This window comes from Cellulomonas sp. ES6, assembly GCF_030053835.1.
Classification (GTDB): Bacteria; Actinomycetota; Actinomycetes; order Actinomycetales; family Cellulomonadaceae; genus Cellulomonas.
This window is the reverse complement of record NZ_CP125655.1, coordinates 588,374-608,160: the sequence shown is the minus strand read 5'-3', so window position 1 is coordinate 608,160 and position 19,787 is coordinate 588,374. Positions and strand designations below refer to the sequence as shown.

At 75.2% G+C, this 19,787-nt stretch carries 18 protein-coding genes; 4 read left to right on the top strand and 14 right to left on the bottom strand.

Features of this window, described 5'->3' with window-relative positions; all coding sequences use genetic code 11:
* Positions 1 to 28 precede the first annotated feature (28 nt).
* On the top strand, positions 29 to 427 hold the full coding sequence (locus tag P9841_RS02845; protein WP_283321837.1) for a cytochrome c oxidase subunit 4: 399 nt from the start codon (positions 29 to 31) through the stop codon (positions 425 to 427).
* 154 nt (positions 428 to 581) lie between these two features.
* Here the strand turns inward: P9841_RS02845 and P9841_RS02840 are convergent, their stop codons facing one another.
* The 10 genes from P9841_RS02840 to ctaE form a co-directional block, all read right to left on the bottom strand.
* The gene (locus tag P9841_RS02840) at positions 582 to 1,649 is read right to left on the bottom strand and encodes a hypothetical protein (protein ID WP_283320603.1); all 1,068 of its coding nucleotides are present in this window, start codon (positions 1,647 to 1,649) and stop codon (positions 582 to 584) included.
* Positions 1,646 to 2,302, bottom strand: coding sequence for an ATP-binding cassette domain-containing protein (locus P9841_RS02835; protein ID WP_283320602.1), 657 nt, complete (start codon positions 2,300 to 2,302; stop codon positions 1,646 to 1,648). Before P9841_RS02835 ends, P9841_RS02840 begins: the two co-directional genes overlap by 4 nt.
* A 4-nt stretch (positions 2,303 to 2,306) precedes the next feature.
* Positions 2,307 to 3,353: a hypothetical protein gene (locus P9841_RS02830; protein WP_283320601.1), complete on the bottom strand. Its 1,047-nt coding sequence runs from the start codon at positions 3,351 to 3,353 to the stop codon at positions 2,307 to 2,309.
* Complete coding sequence (locus P9841_RS02825) at positions 3,353 to 4,003, bottom strand: hypothetical protein (protein WP_283320600.1); 651 nt, start codon at positions 4,001 to 4,003, stop codon at positions 3,353 to 3,355. Before P9841_RS02825 ends, P9841_RS02830 begins: the two co-directional genes overlap by 1 nt.
* Positions 4,003 to 4,308, bottom strand: coding sequence for a hypothetical protein (locus tag P9841_RS02820; RefSeq protein ID WP_283320599.1), 306 nt, complete (start codon positions 4,306 to 4,308; stop codon positions 4,003 to 4,005). Before P9841_RS02820 ends, P9841_RS02825 begins: the two co-directional genes overlap by 1 nt.
* Before the next feature lie 267 nt (positions 4,309 to 4,575).
* Positions 4,576 to 5,205, bottom strand: a complete 630-nt coding sequence (locus P9841_RS02815; protein ID WP_283320598.1) for a superoxide dismutase — start codon at positions 5,203 to 5,205, stop codon at positions 4,576 to 4,578.
* A 309-nt stretch (positions 5,206 to 5,514) separates the two neighbouring features.
* Positions 5,515 to 7,272 carry a cytochrome bc1 complex cytochrome b subunit gene (qcrB, locus tag P9841_RS02810; RefSeq protein ID WP_283320597.1) on the bottom strand — a complete coding sequence of 586 codons (1,758 nt, stop codon included), beginning with the start codon at positions 7,270 to 7,272 and terminating at the stop codon, positions 5,515 to 5,517.
* The gene (gene qcrA / locus P9841_RS02805) at positions 7,269 to 8,297 is read right to left on the bottom strand and encodes a cytochrome bc1 complex Rieske iron-sulfur subunit (RefSeq protein ID WP_283320596.1); all 1,029 of its coding nucleotides are present in this window, start codon (positions 8,295 to 8,297) and stop codon (positions 7,269 to 7,271) included. The genes qcrB and qcrA overlap by 4 nt, the downstream gene beginning before the upstream one ends.
* Positions 8,294 to 9,097, bottom strand: a complete 804-nt coding sequence (qcrC, locus tag P9841_RS02800; RefSeq protein WP_283320595.1) for a cytochrome bc1 complex diheme cytochrome c subunit — start codon at positions 9,095 to 9,097, stop codon at positions 8,294 to 8,296. The genes qcrA and qcrC overlap by 4 nt, the downstream gene beginning before the upstream one ends.
* Positions 9,098 to 9,143: 46 nt before the next feature.
* Positions 9,144 to 9,782: an aa3-type cytochrome oxidase subunit III gene (ctaE, locus tag P9841_RS02795; protein WP_459349146.1), complete on the bottom strand. Its 639-nt coding sequence runs from the start codon at positions 9,780 to 9,782 to the stop codon at positions 9,144 to 9,146.
* A 193-nt stretch (positions 9,783 to 9,975) separates the two neighbouring features.
* Between ctaE and P9841_RS02790 the strand changes: the two genes are divergently transcribed.
* Positions 9,976 to 10,407 carry a response regulator transcription factor gene (locus P9841_RS02790; protein WP_283320594.1) on the top strand — a complete coding sequence of 144 codons (432 nt, stop codon included), beginning with the start codon at positions 9,976 to 9,978 and terminating at the stop codon, positions 10,405 to 10,407.
* Positions 10,404 to 11,471 carry an anthranilate phosphoribosyltransferase gene (trpD, locus tag P9841_RS02785; protein ID WP_283320593.1) on the top strand — a complete coding sequence of 356 codons (1,068 nt, stop codon included), beginning with the start codon at positions 10,404 to 10,406 and terminating at the stop codon, positions 11,469 to 11,471. The genes P9841_RS02790 and trpD overlap by 4 nt, the downstream gene beginning before the upstream one ends.
* A gap of 65 nt (positions 11,472 to 11,536) precedes the next feature.
* Here trpD and P9841_RS02780 read toward each other — a convergent pair whose 3' ends face one another.
* The 3 genes from P9841_RS02780 to P9841_RS02770 are packed head-to-tail and all read right to left on the bottom strand — an operon-like array spanning position 11,537 to position 15,890.
* The gene (locus P9841_RS02780) at positions 11,537 to 11,818 is read right to left on the bottom strand and encodes an Lrp/AsnC family transcriptional regulator (RefSeq protein WP_283320592.1); all 282 of its coding nucleotides are present in this window, start codon (positions 11,816 to 11,818) and stop codon (positions 11,537 to 11,539) included.
* Positions 11,819 to 11,825: 7 nt separating this feature from the next.
* On the bottom strand, positions 11,826 to 13,832 hold the full coding sequence (locus P9841_RS02775; RefSeq protein WP_283320591.1) for a DEDD exonuclease domain-containing protein: 2,007 nt from the start codon (positions 13,830 to 13,832) through the stop codon (positions 11,826 to 11,828).
* A 51-nt stretch (positions 13,833 to 13,883) separates the two neighbouring features.
* Positions 13,884 to 15,890: a DUF222 domain-containing protein gene (locus P9841_RS02770; RefSeq protein ID WP_283320590.1), complete on the bottom strand. Its 2,007-nt coding sequence runs from the start codon at positions 15,888 to 15,890 to the stop codon at positions 13,884 to 13,886.
* Between the two features lie 126 nt (positions 15,891 to 16,016).
* Between P9841_RS02770 and P9841_RS02765 the strand changes: the two genes are divergently transcribed.
* Positions 16,017 to 17,657 carry an NYN domain-containing protein gene (locus P9841_RS02765; RefSeq protein ID WP_283320589.1) on the top strand — a complete coding sequence of 547 codons (1,641 nt, stop codon included), beginning with the start codon at positions 16,017 to 16,019 and terminating at the stop codon, positions 17,655 to 17,657.
* 189 nt (positions 17,658 to 17,846) lie between these two features.
* Here P9841_RS02765 and P9841_RS02760 read toward each other — a convergent pair whose 3' ends face one another.
* Positions 17,847 to 19,658, bottom strand: a complete 1,812-nt coding sequence (locus P9841_RS02760; protein WP_283320588.1) for an AMP-dependent synthetase/ligase — start codon at positions 19,656 to 19,658, stop codon at positions 17,847 to 17,849.
* Positions 19,659 to 19,787: the final 129 nt, after the last annotated feature.

Here is a 19,787-nt window from a genome sequence, read left to right as displayed (position 1 = left end):
GGGCAGCGGTGAGCGCCCCCGGCACGCGATGAAGGTCGAGCCGTACCTGTTCCTGGGCGGCGTCCTGTTCTTCATCCCGATCGGCCTGATCTACGCGTGGTGGAGCGACGGCGAGCCCGTCGGCACCGTCGGCATCCCGCTGGTCGGGGGCCTCGTCGGCATGATCGGCGGCTACCTGCTGCTGGTGTCCCGCCGCATCGACGCCCGCCCCGAGGACGACCCGGAGGCGCTCGTCGCGGAGGGCGCCGGCGACCAGGGCGTGTTCAGCCCGTGGAGCTGGTGGCCGATCACGGTGGCGGCGGCCGGCGCGGTGGCGTTCCTCGGGATGGCCGTCGGCTGGTGGCTGCTGTACGTCGGCGCGGCCCTCGGGGTCATCGGCCTCGTCGGGTGGATCTTCGAGTTCTCCCGCGGCCAGCACGCGCACTGAGCGCTCGCGCACCGCACGGACCACGGGCCGGGCACCCCACGCGGGGAGCCCGGCCCGTGGCGCGCGTGGCGCCGCGGTGCCCCGCCGGGAGCCGCGCTGCCGGCGGTGCGGTCCGCAGGTCCCGCTGCGCGCTGCCACGGCGGAGACCGACGCGTCACCGGGTGCGGAAGTACCGGAACAGGTGCGACTCCCGTGTGAGCGCCGCGGCGACCTGCGCGCCGAGCAGCGCGGCGGCGAGGCCGGGAGCGGCGACGTGGACGGCGGTGCGGACGAGCGCCGCGGGGTCCTCGCCGGTGCCGGTGACGACCTGCACCGCGACCGCCGCGGCCACCAGGACCCCGGCCGGGAGCACGGACGCGAGGCCCTCCAGCAGCAGCAGGAGGTGCTGGGCGGGTGCGGTGACACCGACGTGCCGTGCCGCCGCGAGCTCGAGCCGACGGGCCCGGACTCCCGCGAACCCCAGCAGCGCCCCGCCGGCGACGGACAGCCACACCGCGTGCCGGGTGGCCCTGCCGGCGTGCGCCTGGACCCCGTCGAACGTCGTGCCCAGCGTGGTGTTGAGCTGCGAGACGACCACCGGCGCGGCCTGCTCGTCGCCGGCGGGGAGCACGGCGAGCCGGGCGAGGGCTGCCAGGCCCGCGGGCGCGGGGTACGCGTCGACCCAGCACGCGTCGTACGGGTCGGCCCGGGTCGCCGGCAGCAGGGCGGCGTACGCGTACCCGGGGCGTCGGCCGTCGTCCGGCCAGACGTAGGTGCCGCGCACCGTCGTGGGCGTGCCGTCGAGGACGAGCCGGTCGCCGGTCCCGACGCCCAGTGCGGCGGCGGCGTCGGACGCGAGCAGCACGCCGGCGGACCCGGAGTCGTCGGCGCGGAGCAGTGCGGGAGCGCCGGGGGAGACGAGGTACGCGGCGACGGGCCCGCGCGGGAGGGTCGCGGGCGCGAGGGGCTCGGCGGCCTGGCGCAGGGCCCCGGCGGCACGCACCCCGGGAAGCCGGGCGAGGGCGTCGCAGGTGCCGCCGTCGATCGCCCCGGGTGCCTCGACGGTCAGCACGGACGCCCCGGCGTCGCGGAACTCGGCGCCGCGGACGAGCAGGGCCTCCACCCCGGCGACGTCGACCACCGCGGCGGAGCCGACCAGCAGCGCGAGCGCCAGCGTGGAGCGGAGCGCGTGCGCGGTGCCCGACCGCACGTCGCGCCACGCCTCGCCGACGACCCACCTCACGCGCCGACCCCGCGGACCGGGTCGACCCCGCGGACGGCGTGGGTGGTGAGGTCGGCACAGGCCGCGAGGTCGAGGGTGTCGGTGCACGCCGCGCGGGTCTGGGCGTCGTGCGTCGCGACCACCACGACGGTCCCCTCCCGGGCGAGGCCGCCGAGGGTGCTGCTGACCTGCGCCGCGGTCCGCGCGTCGAGCTGGGCGGTCGGCTCGTCGACGAGGAACAGCTCGGGCCGGGCGGCGATGCCGCGGGCGAGCACGAGCCGCTGCGCCTCACCGCCCGAGAGGGCGGCGAACTCCCGGTCCGCGACCTCCTCGAGGCCGAACCCCGCGAGCAGCGTCCGCGCCCGGTCCTCGGCCTCGCGCCGCGTGTGCCCCTGCGTGAGCAGCGGCAGCACCACGTGGTCGAGCGCGGTGCGGCGCGCGACGCCGTGGGGGTTCTGGAACACCCAGCCCACCCGTGCCACACCGTGCCGGTCGACGGTCCCCTCGGACGGGTGGAGCCACCCGGCGAGCAGCGAGAGCAACGTGCTCTTGCCCGACCCGGACGGCCCGACCAGGGCGTACACGCGGTCGGGGAGGAGCGTCGCGGACAGCCCGCGGAAGAGGAACGGCTGGCCGGGGAACCGGTGGCCCAGCCCGTCGAGCACCACCTTCATGCCCTCACCCCCGGCACCCCGGGGCGGGGTCCGTCCGCACCGCGGCCGGCAGGACGGCCTCGTCCGCCGGAGTGACGTACGTCTGACCGAGCTCCGACCCGACGACGCGCACGGCCACCGGGGTGCCCGTGGCGTCGCGCACGCAGGCCGTCCCCGACTCCGCGTCCTGCACGGACGCCGGCGGCACGATCCCGACCTCGAGCGACGTCACGAGGGACCACGGCACGGTCAGGGTGACGTCGGCGCCGGCCTCGGCCGCTGCGGCCGCCTCCGTGTAGCTGCGGGAGCCGGCGATCGCCTGGAGCGCGGCCCCGTCGGCCACGCGGCCCTCGGCGTCCACCGGCACCTGCTGGTCGTCCACCGTGAGCGCGCGCTCGCCCGGCACGGCGTCCGCCGGCAGGCTCACGAGCGCCGCGGCGGAGATCGCCGCCGGGAGCTCGGCCAGCACGTCCCCGGCGGCGACGTCCGAACCCGTCGCCGCCACGCACCGGCTGACCACGACGGACGGCGCCGGCAGCCACGCGACACGCGTGTGGTCCACCGGCTGACCCCAGGCCGGGGCCGGGAGGCCGGCGGCGACGGCAGCGTCCCGGTACGCCCGGAGCGTCCCGGCCGTCACGCGGTCGCCGTCGGGTGCGTCGTGCCCCAGCCCGCGCAGCGCCTCGTGCAGGGCGGCCACGTCGGTGCCGCGGTCACCGGTGGCGAGCGTCCGCCACAGCGGCTCCGACGTGTGCAGGTTCAGCAGGCCGGCGCCGTCCAGGGCGAACGTCGAGGTGCCGCTGTCGAGCGAGCCGCCCGGCGTGCACGTCGACCGCGTGAGGTAGCCGTCGGCGCGGACCGTGACCTCGCGCGCCTCCCCGGGGGACACGCGCAGGGCGAGGTTGCGCGGGTCGGCGAACTCACGGGTCGTCACCGGGACCTCCGTGATCGGCGCACCCGCCGCCAGGGCCTCGGGCGTCCCGGGGGCCGCGAGCCACGTCCCCACCGCGAGCCCCGCCGCCGACGCGGTGAGCAGGGCCAGCGTCAGCACGGACGCGGAACCTGCACGCATCAGGGGGTCGCCGATCCGGACGGGCCGGTCGACCCGGTCGTGCCGGCGTCGGAGGCCAGCCCGAGCGGGTCGAGCTGGCAGGCGGTCGCCGTCTCCTGGTCCGCCGGCTCCCAGGGCGTCGCCGCACCCTCCTCGTACGTGTTCTCCAGGTCGCGGGCCGTGAACCCGGGCTCCACGATGCCGTGCTCCACCATGCACGCGGCCTGGATCGTGAACGCGTCGAGGTTGTCGGGGTTCAGGCGGATCTGGTCGTGCAGCGCCACGACCCCGCCGTCGGCGAAGGCGCACAGCCCCATGACGTCCAGCGGGTCCTCGCTCCCGGTGAGCACGTCGACGGTCTCGAGCCCGTACGCGTCGTACTCGACGGTGGCACCGTGGTCGTCGTAGCACGCCAGGACCTGGCGCATGCCCTCCTGCACCTCGGCGTCCGAGATCTCGCTGTCCGCGAAGGCGCGGTGCGCGAACTCGGAGTCGGTGACGGAGTCGTAGTACGCGAGCTCTTCGGCCCACGGTCCCGAGAAGTCTCCCGGAGCGGAGCTGGGGCCGGTTCCGGGGGTGCCTGAGCACGCGGCGAGGAGCACGACTCCGGCGGCGAGGCCCGCCGCGGCACGGAGCCGCGGCGAGCCTGCGGTCGAGGGGCGCTCGCCCATCAGCCGAAGACCATCGTCGGGTACTGGTAGCAGACCTGGTAGGGGTTGTACGACCAGTTGCCGGCAGAGACCCAGCTCGCGAGGCGCACACCGTTCGTCGCCGTCGCGGACTTCTTGTACCCGTACGCGCCGCGGGTGCAGTTGACGTTCCTCACCTTCGTCGAGCTCAGGTTGCTGTAGCTGCAGCCGGCGGCCGACGCGTCCGGGGCGCCGGCTGCGGCGTCGACGACGCCGAACGCCCCGAGGGCGAGCGCGAGGGCGGCGAGCCGGGCGGTCGTGCGGCGGCGGGCGAGGGTGGTGCTCATGGCGTGCTCCTTCGTCGTGAAGCAGGCCGGCATCGGTGCGGCTGATACACCGGGCGGTCCCCGTGGACCGGTCCGTCGATGCTGGTCCGGGCGCGGGACCGGGGTCAACGCGAGGTCGCGCGACACGCCCGGGTAGCGGCGCTGGAGCCCGGCGAGTCGTCCGCCTTCGTCCCGTGATGTCCTGGTGGCAGGCGTCTCACGCTGCGGACGCGCCGAGGGCCGGCCACCCTGCGGGGTGACCGGCCCTCGGGCCGAGCGGGCGCGGTGTCAGAGCGCCGGGACGATGAGACCCGAGGTCTGCGTGCGCGCGCGCGTGAAGCGCTCGCCGGCGTCCGCCCAGCTGACGATGTTCCACCAGGCCTTGACGTAGTCCGCCTTGACGTTGACGTAGTCGAGGTAGAACGCGTGCTCCCACATGTCGAGCACGACGATCGGCACGAGGCCCAGCGGGATGTTGCCCTGCTGGTCGTAGAGCTGCACGATGACGAGCTTCTGCCCGATGGAGTCCCACGCGAGGATCGACCAGCCGGAGCCCATGATGGTCGTGGCGTTGTTGGTGAAGTGCGCCTGGAACTTGTCGAACGAGCCGAAGAACTCGTCGATCGCCGCGGCGAGCTCGCCGACCGGCTTGTCGCCGCCCTCGGGGGAGAGGTTCTGCCAGAACACCGAGTGGTTCACGTGGCCGCCCAGGTTGAACGCCAGGGCCTTCTCGAGGCCCGCGATCGCGCCGAAGTCGCCGGACTCCCGGGCTGCCGCGAGCTTCTCCAGCGCGGTGTTGGCGCCGGCCACGTACGTCGCGTGGTGCTTGTCGTGGTGCAGCTCCATGATGCGGCCGGAGATGTGCGGCTCCAGCGCCGCGTAGTCGTAGGGCAGGTCCGGAAGGGTGTAGTCAGCCATCAGTGCCTCTTCCTGCTCGGGTCGCGGCGCTTGGTGCCGCGACGGCGTTCTGGCAGCAGGGGCGTGCGGCCGCGGGGGCTGCGCGCACCTGCCTCTGTCGTACCACGTCCCGCGGTGGGCGGCCCGGGGGACGGTGGGGCGGGACCGGTCCGGGGACCGCCCGCTCCCTCCGGTGCAACGAGCGGCGCGCGCGGATGATTCCCCAGGTCACGGCCGTGCGACGCGGTGGTCGCCGTGCCCTCGACGGCGGCAGGGCCGGCCGCGCGTCGACGTGACGCACGACCGGCCCTGCCGTCGCTGCTGCGGGTCTCAGCGGTGCGCGCCGCCGCCCGTGCCCTCGGTGTCCTCGGGCTCCGACGCGAGCTGACGGGCACCGCTACCGGCACCGATCGCCCGGTGCTCGTCGTCGTGCGCCGCCGGCAGGGCGTCGTGCCCGCCGTGCGACTGCGCCGCCGCGAGCTCCGCCGGCGTGACCGGCTCGACGCGGTCCTCGTAGAACACGCGCGAGAGGCGCTGGCGCAGCAGGTCCTTGCGGTAGCCCTTGCGCCGGACGCCGCGGGAGTCCTCCGCCGGCTCGATCTCGACGGGCCGGCGCGGCTCGTGCTGCACGCGCAGCCACCGCTCGTGCGCGTCGAGGGGCTTGTGCACCTCGATGTACTCGCCGGACGCGAACCGGACGATGCGCCCGGTCTCGTGCCCGTGGAGCACGACCTCGCGGTCCTTGCGCTGCAGCGCGAGGCAGATCCGCTTGGTCAGCCAGAACGCGATCGCGGGGGCCACGAAGATCAGCACCCGGAACGTCCACGTGATGTCGTTGATCGACAGGTGGAAGTGCGTCGCGATGAGGTCGTTCGACCCGGCGAGGATCAGGATGAAGAACGCCGTGAGGAACGAGACGCCGAACGCGGTGCGGAACGGGGCGTTGCGCGGGCGGTCGAGCACGTGGTGCTCGCGCTTGTCGCCCGTGGCGAACGACTCGATGAACGGCCACAGGGCCAGCGTCGTGAACAGCAGGCCGGGGATCACCACGCCCGGCACCAGGATGTTCATCGAGACCGTGTACTGCCCGATGACGAACTCCCAGCCCGGCATGAGGCGCAGGCCGCCCTCGAGGAAGAGCATGTACCAGTCGGGCTGCGCGCCGGCGGACACGACGCCCGGGTCGAACGGCCCGTAGTTCCAGACCGGGTTGATCGTCATCGTGGCGGCCATCAGCGCGATGACCGAGAACACGACGAAGAAGAACCCGCCGGCCTTCGCCACGTACACCGGGAACAGCGGGTAGCCGACGACGTTCTTGTCGGTGCGGCCCGAACCCGGGTACTGCGTGTGCTTGTGCAGCACGACGAACAGCAGGTGCAGGCCGATGAGGGCGAGGATCAGCGCCGGCACCAGCAGCACGTGCACGGTGAACAGGCGCGGGATCAGGTCGGTCCCCGGGAACTCGCCGCCGAACAGCGCGAACGAGATGTACGAGCCGAGGATCGGGATCGCGCGGGCCACGCCGTCCGCGATCCGCAGGCCGTTGCCGGACAGCACGTCGTCGGGCAGCGAGTAGCCGGAGAACCCGGCGAGCAGGCCCAGGATCATCAGCGTGAAGCCGACGACCCAGTTGAGCTCGCGCGGCTTGCGGAACGCGCCCGTGAAGAAGACGCGCATCATGTGCGTGACGATCGCGGCCATGAAGATCAGCGCGGCCCAGTGGTGGATCTGCCGCATCAGCAGCCCGCCGCGGACCTCGAACGACAGCCGCAGCGTGGAGGCGAACGCCTCGGACATCTGCACGCCGTCCATCGCGGCCCACGGGCCGTGGTAGTGCACCTCGTTCATGGAGGGCACGAAGAACATCGTGAGGAACGTGCCCGAGATGAGGAGCACGACGAAGGAGTAGAGCGCGATCTCGCCCAGCAGGAACGACCAGTGGTCGGGGAAGATCTTGCGCGCGAACTCCTTGACCGCGGTGCCGATGCCGGTCCGCTGGTCCAGGTAGTCGGCGGTCGCCGCGGCGGCGCGTGCGCCCGCGGTCGGCGGTGCCGACGCCTGCGGCGGGGAGTCGACGGTGCTCATGTCAGGCGCTCCCAGAACGACGGGCCGATGGGTTCGTTGAAGCCGTCCTGCGCGACGAGGTAGCCCTCGTCGTCGACCGTGATCGGCAGCTGGGGCAGCGGGCGCTTCGCCGGGCCGAACACGACCTTGGCGCCGTCCGCGGCGTCGAAGGTCGACTGGTGGCACGGGCACAGGATGTGGTGCGTCTGCTGCTCGTAGAGGGCGACCGGGCACCCGACGTGGGTGCAGATCTTGGAGAACGCCACGATGCCGTCGTACGACCAGCCCTCGCCCTGCTCGGAGCGGATGTCGCGCGGGTCCATGCGGATCATCAGCACGACCGCCTTGGCCTTCTCGTTCAGCGGGTGCTCCGCCTCCTCGAGGCCCTGGGGGATGACGTGGAACACCGAGCCGATGGTCACGTCCGACGCCTTGATGGGCCGGCCGCTCGGGTCGATCGTCAGCCGCGTCCCGCGGCGCCACATCGTGTGCTTCGAGCGCGCCACGTTCCAGTCGCCGCCGAGGTTACCGACCAGCGGCACCGCGATCGACAGCGGGAACAGCGCGAGCGAGGTCACCATCGCGCCCTTGAGCACCCCGCGGCGCCCGATCGACGAGTCCTTGGCGCCCTCGCGCAGGGCCTCGACGGCCTTGACGCGGTTCTCCGCGGACGACGCCGTGGGGTGGCGGTCCTCGGCGCGCTCGTGGTCGTTCATCAGGGACTTGGCCCAGTGGACCGCCGCGAGCCCGATGCCGGCCAGGCCGAGGAACAGCCCGAGCCCGAGCAGCAGGTTGGACAGCCGCATGCTGCCGACCGTCTCGCCCGGCGGGACGAGCGCGTACGCGACGATCGCGCCGATCGTGCCGAGGATCGAGATGGTGAACAGGACGACGACCTGCCGCTCGGCGCGCTTGTTCGCCTTCGGGTCGGTGTCGCCCACACGGGCGCGGTGCGCCTCGAGGCCCGGGTCCTCGAACCGCTCGGGCACCGGCGCGGAGCCGTCCCGGGTGGTCAGGTCGGTCGAGGGGTCGTGGGGTGAGTTCACGAGGACTTGGCTCCGATCCAGACCGAGGCGGCGATCAGCAGGCCGATGCCGACCACCCAGGCCCACAGGCCCTCGCTGACGGGACCGAGCGAGCCGAGGGAGAGGCCGCCCGGCGACCCGTCACGCTGCTCGTCGAGGTACGCGATGATGTCGCGCTTCTCGTCCGGGGTGATGTTGGCGTCGTTGAACACCGGCATCGACTGGGGGCCGGTGAGCATCGCCTCGTAGATGTGCGTGGGCGTGGTCTGGTCGAGCGAGGGCGCCCACTTGCCCTGGGACAGCGCGCCGCCGGCGCCGACCGCGTTGTGGCACATGGCGCAGTTCGTGCGGAACAGGGCCATGCCGTTCGCCGCGTCGCCGAGGCTCGGGTCCACCTGCTCGGCGGTCGGCACCGCGGGCCCGGCGCCCAGCGAGGCGACGTACGCCGCGAGCTTGTCGATGTCGTCCTGCGTGAACTGGACGGGCTTGGCCTGGATCTGCTGGCCGTTCATCTGCGCGGGCATGCGGCCGGTGCCGACCTGGAAGTCGACCGCGGCGGCGCCCACGCCGATGAGGGAGGGGCCGCCGGCGCCGCCGTCGACGGCCTCACGGCCCTCGGCGGTCGGGCCGTGGCAGGTGGCGCAGTTGGCCTGGAACAGCTTCTGGCCGGTGGCGATGTCGCTCTCGCTGGCCGTCGCCTGCGCCGCGTCGGCGCTGGCGGGCTGGGCGATCGCGTACACCGCACCGGTCAGCAGCAGCGCCAGCAGGAGCAGCACGACCGGTGCGGACCGGTGGTGCCTGCGGGCGGCGAGTGCCTTCACGGATGGATCCTCGTCTCGGGCGTGCGGGGGGCTCGGGGGGTCGTCGTCACTTGATCAGGTAGATCGTCGCGAACAGCGCGATCCAGACCACGTCGACGAAGTGCCAGTAGTAGGACGTGACGATCGCGGTCGTCGCCTCGTGGTGGCCGAACCGCTTCGCCGTGAAGGACCGGCCCAGGAGGAACAGGAACGCGATGAGGCCGCCGACCACGTGGAGGCCGTGGAAGCCGGTCGTCAGGTAGAAGACGGAGCCGTAGGGGCTCGACGAGATCGTCAGGCCCTCGTGCACCAGCTCCGCGTACTCGAAGATCTGCCCGCCGATGAAGAACGCACCCATGACGTAGGTGAGCGTCATCCACTCGTTCATGCCCCAGCCGCGCACGTTCAGCAGCGAGCCGGAGCGCACCGGCTGGAACCGCTCCGCGGCCCACACGCCCATCTGGCAGGTGACGGACGACAGCAGCAGCACCGTCGTGTTCACCGCCGCGAACGTGACGTTGAGCTTCTCCGTCTGCACGGCCCACTCCTCGGGGACCGTGGCGCGCAGCGTGAAGTACATCGCGAACAGGCCCGCGAAGAACATCAGCTCCGACGCGAGCCACACGATGGTGCCCACCGACACCGGGTTCGGTCGGTTGACGCTCACCCGGGGAGCGGACGTGGGGGCAGCCGTTGCGGTCGTCACGCACGTCAGTATGGCCGAAAACCGCAGCGCATGGGTCCCAAGTCCTAGGGCGTGGCCGAGGTTTCTGTCACATCGTCACCTCGTTCCGGCCCGTCCGCCGCGGTTCCGGGCGCCTGCGGACCACCGGCACCCCGGCGTGCCAAGATGCAGGGCGGGGACCCCCGTCCCGCCCCGCACCGAGTGAAGGACCACCATGGCCGCTGACCGCCTCACTGCCGACGCCTCCGCCGAGCAGGCCGGACCGCGCATCCTCCTCTACAGCGACGACCTCGACACCCGCGCCCAGGTGCGGCTCGGCGTCGGCCGGCGCCTGCGCCGGGGCGCGCCGGACATCGAGTGGACCGAGGTCGCGACGCCCGCCGCCGCCCTCGAGCAGGCCGAGGCCGGCGGGTACGACCTGTTCGTCTTCGACGGCGAGGCCCCGAAGGTCGGCGGCATGGCGCTCGCGCGCCAGGTCAAGGACGAGGTGTTCGGCTGCCCGCCCGTGCTCGTGCTCACCGGCCGCCCGCAGGACGCGTGGCTCGCCGCCTGGTCCGACGCGGACGCCGTCGTCTCCCAGCCGCTCGACCCGGTCGAGCTGCAGAGCGCCGTCGCCGGTCTGCTCACCGGCGCCCCCGCGGCATGACGCAGGGCGCGGGCCCCGTGCCGGCGGTGACCTGGCCGGACCTGCTGGCGTCGCTCGTCGCGCGGCAGGACCTCACGGAGGCGCAGACCGCCTGGGCGATGGACCAGATCATGTCCGGCGAGGCGTCCCCGGCGCGGATCGCCGGGTTCCTCATCGGGCTGCGCGCCAAGGGCGAGACCGTCGCCGAGCTGACGGCGCTCGCCGACACGATGCTCGCCCACGCCCTGCGCTTCGAGGTGCCCGGGCGGTCCGTGGACATCGTCGGCACCGGCGGGGACCGCGCGCACACCGTCAACGTCTCGACGATGGCGTCGCTCGTCGTCGCCGGGACCGGCGTCCGGGTCGTCAAGCACGGCAACCGGGCCGCGTCCTCGTCGTCCGGTTCCGCGGACGTGCTCGAGGCGCTCGGCATCCGGCTCGACCAGACCCCCGAGCGCGTCGCCGCCCTGGCATCCGAGGTCGGCATCACGTTCTGCTTCGCCCTGACGTTCCACCCCGCCATGCGGCACGTGGCCGTCGCGCGCCGCGAGCTCGGCATCGGCACCGTCTTCAACTTCCTGGGCCCGCTCACCAACCCGGCGCAGCCGGCCGCCGCCGCGATCGGCGTCGCCGACCCCCGCATGGCGGGGCTCGTGGCCGGCGTGCTCGCGCGGCGCGGCACCGAGGCGCTGGTGTTCCGGGGGGACGACGGCCTCGACGAGCTGGCGCCGACCGGGACCGCCCACGTCTGGCACGTCACCGGCGGTGCCGTCACCGAGCACGTGCTCGACCCCGTCGCGGACCTCGGTCTGACGCCGCTGACCGTGGCCGACCTGCGGGGCGCCGACGCGGCCTTCAACGCCGGTGTCGCGCGGGCCGTCCTCGCCGGGGAGCACGTCGCGTCCCGGGAGACCGTGCTGCTCAACGCCGCCGCGGCCCTCGTCGCCGACGGTTCCCTGCCCGGGACGGGCGCGGAGGGCGGTGGCCTCGTGGACCGGCTGCGCAGCGGCCTCGAGCACGCCGCGCGGGCGGTCGACTCCGGGGCGGCGGCCGAGGTCCTGGCGCGCTGGAGCGCGGCGAGCTGAGGCGCTGGAGCGCGGCGAGCTGAGGCCGACGGCCGTGAGCGGGTGGCGGCCGGCGGCCCGCGCCGTCAGCCCTCGATGCCCAGGGCGAACGCCTGCTCGAGGTCGTGCTGCGAGTACGTCCGGAACGCGATGAACGTCTGCGTCCGCACGACGCCCGGGACCTTGCTGACGCGGTCCGCGATGATGTCCGCCAGCTCCTCGTGCTCCCGGACGCGCACCATCGCGATGAGGTCGACCCCGCCGGTGACCGAGTAGACCTCGCTCACCCCGGGGATCTCGGCGATCGCCGCGGCGGCCTCGGGGATGCGCGCGGCGTCGGTGTCGATGTGCACGATGGCGGTCAGCATGACGCCATCATGCCGCGCCGGCGGCCCCCGCGGGGTCGTCCCGCGCCGCACGCCGCGCGTCGGGGTCAGGCGGCGGCACGAGGGCCGGGGCCGACGGGTGGCCCGGGGCGGACGCCTCGCCGGGCGCTGCGCCCGGGCCGGCGGCGGGCGCCGGCTCGGGCGCAGCGACGGCAGGCGGGCGGACGTCGTGCGGCGCTGGGAGCGGCGTTGCGGCGTCGCGCTCGAACTGCGCGTCGCGCTCGGCCCGCGCCTCCGCCTCGGCATCCTCCAGCCACGTGGTGCCGACGGCCGCCGCGGGGTCGGTGCGGGCCTGGGCGGAGCGCACCGGGTACGACCACGGGGTGCTCACCGAGACGATCCTCACGCCGGGACGCCCGAGCCACCCGAGCACGAGGTCGGCCTCCTCCGGGTGTCCCGCCGGCGCCGGGGGAACCGGAGGGTCGACGTGCTCCCCGCTGGCGCGCAGCGACTCGATGGCCGGCGTGGGATCCGTGCGGGGCGGCACGAGCGCCGTCCCGGCGAGCCGGCCGTGCCGGACGAGGACGAGCTCCCAGCCGCCGGCGTCCGTCCGCCGGGCTGCGACGAGCTCGGCGCACGCCGACAGGGGCGCCAGGCGCTGCGCACGCGCCGAGCCCCGGAGGAACGCCGCGAGGCGGTCGCGGACCGTGGCCGCCTCCTCGTACCGCTCCTGCCGGGCGAGCCCCGCGATCCGGCCGGCGTGCGCGTCCACCACCCCCGCGGGGTCCGCGGTCATGGCCTCCCGCACCCGGTCCACGGTGGCCGCGTGCTCGGCCGCGGCCTCGGGCCGGACGCACGGAGCCGGGCAGCGGCCGATCTCCGCGAGGTGGCACGCCGTGGCGCCCGGCGCCGGCACGGCGGGGAGACGCGACGTGCAGCGCCGGATCGCGAAGGCGTCGTGCAGGGCCTCGACCGCAGACTGCGCCGCCGAGCGCGAGGAGAACGGGCCGATGTGGGTCGCGCCCGGGCGGACCTCCCGGACGACCGACAGGCGCGGGAACGGCTCGTCCGTGAGCCGGATCCAGGGCATGCGCTCCGGCGCCCGGGAACGCCGGTTGTAGCGCGGGTCGTGCTCCGCGATCAGGCGGAGCTCGCGCACCTGGGCCTCCAGCGGCGTCGCGCACACGACGGGCGTGACCGACTCGGCGATGCGCACCATCTCCCGCATCCGCGAGCGCTTCTCGGCCGCCGTGAAGTACGACCGGACGCGCGACCGCAGCGAGGTCGAGGTGCCGACGTAGAGCACCTCGTCGCGTGGTCCCCGGAACAGGTAGACGCCCGGCGCGTCCGGCAGCCCGTCGGCGAGGTGCCGCTTGCGCCGGATGTCCGACGGCACCGCGTCGCCCGCCGTCGCCAGGTCCTCGAGGTGCGTGATGCCGAGCGGCGCGAGGCGGCTCAGCAGGGCGTGGAGCACGTCGACCGTGGCCCGGGCGTCGGCCAGCGCCCGGTGCTCGGGTGTCGTCGTCGCGTGGAACAGGGCGGCCAGCGTGGACAGCTTGTGGTTCGGGGCCTCGTCGCGGGTCACGACACGACGGGCGAGCCTGACGGTGTCGACGACCGGGAAGCCCGGCCAGGCGTGGCCCGTCTCGGCCGCGGCCGCCTTGAGGAAGCCCACGTCGAACGGCGCGTTGTGCGCGACCAGGACCGCACCCCGCGCGAACTCGAGGAACGACGGCAGCACCGACCCGATGCGAGGTGCGCCGACGACCATCGCGGTCGTGATGCCCGTGAGGACCTGGATCTGGGCCGGCACCGGGCCGCCCGGGTCGACGAGCGTCTGGAACTCGCCGAGCACCTCGCCCCCGCGCACCTTGACCGCGCCGACCTCCGTGATGGCGGACGCCCCGGGTGCGGCGCCGGTCGTCTCGAGGTCGACGACGACGAACGTGACGTCCGACAGCGGGGTGCCGATGTCGTCCAGCGTGACCTGCACCGGCCGGCCCACGGGCTGCCGCGTGAGGTCCTCACGCGGGGGCACGGGGGAGCGGAACACCATGACGGGGACGGTATCGGTGGGGTCCGACACACCGGCGGCACGGGCCGCAGGCTAGAACGGCGGAGGCAGCTCGGCCAGCGCGTCGACCTGGGACGGCGGACTCGCGGACACGTCGACCACGGCGTCCCCGCCCGGGCGCGTGAGGTAGCGGTGGCCCGCCGGGGTGACCCACTCGTACACGCCGGGCCGGAGCTGGCGCAGGCGAAAGCCCCCGTCGGTCTTGAGGCGGTGGTGCCGGCGGCACAGCACCCCGAGGTTGGCGTCGGACGTCGTGCCGAGCGGCTGCGCACCGCGCGCTCGCTCTCCCAGGGCCGTCACGTCCGACGCCCGAGCGTGACCGGCCCCGGAGGGCACGCCGTGGAACTCGAGGGTGTGGTCGAGGTCGGCGTCTGCTGCCGACACCGTGCAGCCGGGCGCCGCGCAGTGACGGTCGCGGGTGCGGACGTGCTCGTCGAGGGCTGCCGGTGGTCGGTAGCGGGTGCGACCGACGTCCAGCACGGCGCCGGAGAGCGGGTCGGTGACGATGCGGCGCCAGGTGCCGCCCGCAGCGAGCGCCCGGGCCGTCACGGCGTCGACCGGCCCGTAGCCGGCGAGCTCGCCGGGCCGGTCGTCCAGGCCGAGGAGCGTCGAGGCGGCGACGGTCACCCGGATCTGAGCGCCGGCCCGGCCTGCGCCCCGTCCGCCGCAGGCGCAGCCGCCCGTGGCACGAGGGGCACCCGGGGCCGAGCCCTGCGCCGACGTGGCGCCGGAGGAGCCCGGCCGCACCCGGTCGTCGCTCCCGGCAGCCGTGCCGTCGCCATCGGGCAGCACGCTGTCCTGGCTGTCCTGGCTGTCCTGGCTGTCCTGGCTGTCCTGGCTGTCCTGGCTGTCCGGCGCCGGGACGTCACCGACCACCAGGTCGCGCAGCCCGTCCGCGCGCAGCTGCTCGAGGGTGCGCGGGTCGCCGTGGACCCGGGCGGCTCGTGCGGTGTGCTCGAGGACGCCGTCCACCCGGGTGGCGTCCTCGGCCGCCAGGACGAGCCACATCGACGCCATCCCGTCGGGCTCGGGGCGGGGGCGGGACACCCGGCGCCCCGTCCGGGCGAGCTCGTGCCGGGCTGCTGCTCCGTCGGGGTCGACCTCGCGCAGCGCGCGCTCGACGTCGAGCCGCACCTGCGCGGTCGACCGCTCCGGGGCCTCGGGCAGGACGAGGTCCTCGACGGCCTCCGCGACGCGCAGGTCCAGGTTCCCCAAGCGCTGCACGAGGACGGACACCTTCGCGGCGTCGAGATCGCCCGCAGCGAGCGCGGCACCGGTCGCGGGCAGCACGAGGTCCAGGACCTGGCCCTCGCGCACCAGCCGGTTCGCCACGACACGGGAGACGCCGAGGCGCATCGACAGCTCGTCCGCGGCGACGGAGCGGTGGCGCGGCAGGGGACCGACGTCGTCGTTCCACGCCGGCTCCATCTCGGGGCGACGCGCCAGCGCCGCAGCGAGGCTCAGCGTGCGCGCGTGCGCCGCGGCCTCGAGGCGCGCGGATGCGGCGACCGCCTCGACGAGGATCTCGACGGGGACGGTCGACGGGTCGAGCTTGTCGAGCCACGCCGCGAGCGGCTGGTCGGGTGCGGCCTGCGCGACGGTCTCGATCTCGCCCAGGAGCCGGGTGCGCTCCCGCCTGGCCGCGAGGTGCGCCGGCTCCTGCGGCACGACGGCGTCGGTGCCGACGGCCTCGTGAGTGTCGGTGGTGTCGTGGCCACCCGTGGTGTCGCGGCCACCCGTGGTGTCGCGGTCGCCGGTGGTGCCGTGGTCTCCGGGGGAGTCGGCGCCACGCGGGGCGAGGTGACGGGCGCCCGTCGTGGCGCCGGCGCCCCCGCCGCAGGGGCTCGACGCGAGGGGCCCCCGGTGGCCACCTGCTCCTCCCGGTCGCGGGTCGCGCGGTCCGCCGGCCACGGCCGCCTCGCGCGGTTCGCGACGGCGGCCCCGGGCGTCGTAGAAGGGCAGCGCCGACCCGGCGCGCAGCCCCCACGAGTCGCCCGCGAGGAGCGGCTCGGGGAGGTGTTCGCGCAGGTCAGGTGCCATGAGAACACGCTACCGACGACCTCCGACAAGCGCCCTGCCCGGGCGGTCCGCCTGGGGACGACGGTCGCTGTGTCGTGGTGTGCACGGCGTGTCGCCCCGGCCGCGCGGGCCCGTAGGGTGACGAGCATGTCCGTCGTCGTGCCCCCTGCCGTCCGGGCCGCCGTGGTGGGGCTCGCGGCCGAGGTGCTCGGTGCGCTGGAGCCGGCCACCGTGCCGTCCGCGCTCGCCGCGGTCCGCCGGTTCGCTCCCCGCCGACGGGCCGACGCGGGCGCCGGCCCGTTGTGGCGCGCGGTCGAGGGTGACGACGCGTTCCGGGCACGGGTCGCGCGGGCCTGGTCGCACGCGCACCCCGACGAGGCGGCCGACCTGCTCGCCGCGGGTCGCGAGCCGTCGCCACGGCCGTCGCCACGGCCGTCGCCGTCGCCGTCGCAGCCCGCCGGGTCGGGCGCACCTGTCGCGGGCCTGGAGGCCAGCACGCCGTCCTCCGCGCTGGACCCGGATGCCGGCACGCCGTCCTCCGCGCTGGACCCGCATTCCGGCACGCGGCCTCCCGCGCCGGACCTGGACGCCGGCACGCGGCCTCCCGCGCTGGACCCGGATGCCGGCACGCGGCCTTCCGCGCCGGACCCGGTGACGCTGGCCGTGGGCGCCGTGCTGCTGCGCCCGCCGGGATGGCAGGACGTGGTGCTCGCGGCAGCGGCGCCGGAGGCCTGGTCAGCGGGCTCGGGCGACGAGGATCCGAGCGCAGCCGGCGCGGGAGGGTCGCGAGGGCAGGGCACGGGCCCCGCCCAGGGCTCGGGTTCTCCTCAGGTTTCCGGCCGCCCGCAGGGCTCCGGTGCCCGCCTGGGCCCGGCCTCCCGCGGGGGCGCGGGCTCCGCGGTGGCCGTGCGGCCCGACGACGTGCACCGGATCGCCGCGCGGCTGGCGGCCGAGCAGGAGCGGGCGGACGCGGCGGAGGCCGAGCTGGTCGCGCTGCGCAAGGAGCTGCGACGGCTCCGGTCGGACGCGGACCGCGCGAGGGCCGAGGCGCGGCGGGCCGCCGAGCGGGCGGCGGAGGTCGGCGCCGCGGCCGAGCGGGTGCACGCTGAGGCCGCGGCGCTCCGGGCGCGGGCCGACGAGGAACGGCGGCGGGCGGAGGAGCTGGTGCGGGCCGCCCGGGAGGACGCCGCGGTGCTGCGGGACCTCGCGGAGGTGCGGGTGCGGCTGCTGCTGGACACGCTGGTGGAGGCGGGGTCGGCGCTGCGGGAGGAGCTCGCGCTGCCCCCGGCGGGTGCGATGCCGGCCGACCTGGTGGCGCCGGCGCCCGTGCCCGGTCCGGCCGGACGTGCGACGTCGAGGGGGCGGGGTGCGGACGACCCGGCGCTGCTGGACGAGCTGCTCGCGATGCCGCGGGCCCACCTGGTCGTCGACGGCTACAACGTCTCGAAGCTCGCCTGGCCCGACGTCCCGCTCGCCGAGCAGCGCCGCCGTCTCACCGAGCGGCTCGCGAACCTCGCCGGTCGGACGGGCGCGGAGGTGACGTGCTGCTTCGACGGGCGCGAGCCCGGGCCGCACGACCGGGCCCCGAGCGGCCCGCGCGGGGTGCGGGTGCTGTTCTCGCAGGGGGAGATCGCCGACGACCTCATCCGGCGGCTCGTGCGTGCGGAGCCGACGGGCAGGGTGGTCGTGGCGGTGACGTCCGACCGGGCGCTGGGCGCCGACCTCGAGGCGGCCGGCGCCCGGGTCCTGCCGTCGGCGACCCTGCTCGCGCGGCTCGGGCGCGTCTGACGTCGGCGCGCCCAGGACGGTCCGGCGCGCCCTGGACGGTCCGACGCGTTCCGGCGCCCCGGCACCGACCGCCTACCCGCCGGCCACCCGAGCGCCGGGCACCGATAGCCCATGCGCGCCGACCCGGCCGCGACCGGGCCCCGCGACCGGGTCCCGCAGAGGGGTCCCGCGACCGCCGGCGCCCCCGCCTCAGCGCCCGGGCTCGGCGGCGTAGATCGCCTCGACGTCCGTCGCGAAGTCCTTCAGGACGTGGGTGCGCCGCACGCTCAGCTTCGGCGTGAGGTGCCCGCTCGCGATGGTGAGGTCGCGCTCGAGGATGCGGTAGCGGCGGATCGACTCGGCGCGCGAGACGGCCCGGTTGGCACGCTCGACGGCCTGGTCGACGGACGCGAGCACCTCGTGGTCGTGCATGGCCTGCGCGACGGTCATCGGCTCGCGGCCGTGCGCCGAGCACCAGCCCGGCAGCCCCTCGGCGTCGAGGGTGACGAGCGCGCCGATGAATGGCCGGCCGTCCCCGACCACGACGACCTGGCTGATGAGCGGGTGGGCGCGCAGGCGGTCCTCGAGCAGCGCCGGGGCGACGTTCTTGCCGCCCGCGGTGACGATGATCTCCTTCTTGCGGCCGGTGATGCTGAGGTAGCCGTCGGCGTCGAGGGAGCCGAGGTCGCCGGTGCGGAACCAGCCGTCGTCGAACGCCTCGGCGGTGGCGACGGGGTTGCCGTGGTACCGCGTGAAGACCTGCGGCCCGCGCACCTCGACCTCGCCGTCCGCGGCGATCCGGACGGACGTTCCGGGCAGCGGCGGCCCGACCGTGCCGATGCGCGTCTTGCCCGGCAGGTTGACGGTGGCCGGGGCGGTGGTCTCGGTCAGGCCGTACCCCTCGAGGACGCGGACGCCGATGCCGCGGAAGAAGTGCCCGAGCCGCTCGCCGAGCGGAGCCCCTCCGGAGATCGCCCACTCGACCTGGCCGCCCATGGCGTCGCGGAGCTTGTGGAACACGAGCCGGTCGGCGACGGCGTGCTGCACCCGCAGCGCGATCCCGGGCCGGCCGTCGTCGAGCGCGCGCGAGTAGGCGATCGCGGTGCGCGCGGCCCACTGGAAGATCTTCAGCTTCCCGCCGGCGGCGGCCTTCTGCTCGGCGGAGTTGTAGACCTTCTCGAACACGCGCGGCACCGACAGGATGAAGGTCGGCCGGAACTCGCCGAGGTCCTGCAGGAGCTGCTTGGTGTCGGGCGTGTGGCCGAGGACGGAGCCCGCGGGCATGCAGAGCACCTCGACGAAGCGTGCGAACACGTGCGCGAGCGGCATGAACAGCAGCGTCCGGGAGCCGGGGGTCGCGACGACCTCGTGCAGCCCCTGGACGGCGTTGCGCGCGAGCACGGAGAAGTTGCCGTGCGTGAGCTCGACGCCCTTGGGGCGGCCGGTGGTGCCGGAGGTGTAGATCAGCGTGGCGAGGTCGTCCCGGCCGGCGACGCGGCGCCGGCGGTCGATCTCGGCGTCGGGCACGTCGCGGCCGTCGGCGACGAGGCGCTCGACGGCCCCGTCGTCGAGGACGAGGACGTCCTGCAGCAGGGGGGCCTCGGGGCGGACCTCGGCGACGGTGGCGGCGTGCTCGGCGGTCTCGACGACGAGCAGCGTCACGGCCGCGTCGGTGAGGATCCAGTGGACCTGCTCGGCGGACGAGGTCTCGTAGACGGGGACGGGCACCGCGCCGGCGCTCCACAGGGCCCAGTCGAGCAGCGTCCACTCGTAGCGGGTGCGGGACATGATGCCGACGCGGTCGCCGGGTGCGATGCCGCGGGCGACGAAGCCGCGGGCGACGTCCCGGACCTGCCGGTCGAACTCGCGGGCGCTCACCGTGTGCCAGGTGGTACCGGTCCCGGGCGTCTTGTACTCGATGAGGGGACCGTCGCCGGTCCCGGCGACGCGGGCGGCCAGCAGGTCGAGCAGGTTCTCGCGGGGCCCCGCGTCGACGAGCAGGGGTGTGCTGAACTCCTCCATGGTTCTGGCTCCATCGTCAGAGGTCGGAAGGTGCCCGCAGCATAAGGGACTTTGGTCCCACATGCAGGGCGCGCGCCGTGCCGCCACCCGTCCGGGGACGGTGCGCGGCCCCGGGGCGGCGTGGGAGCG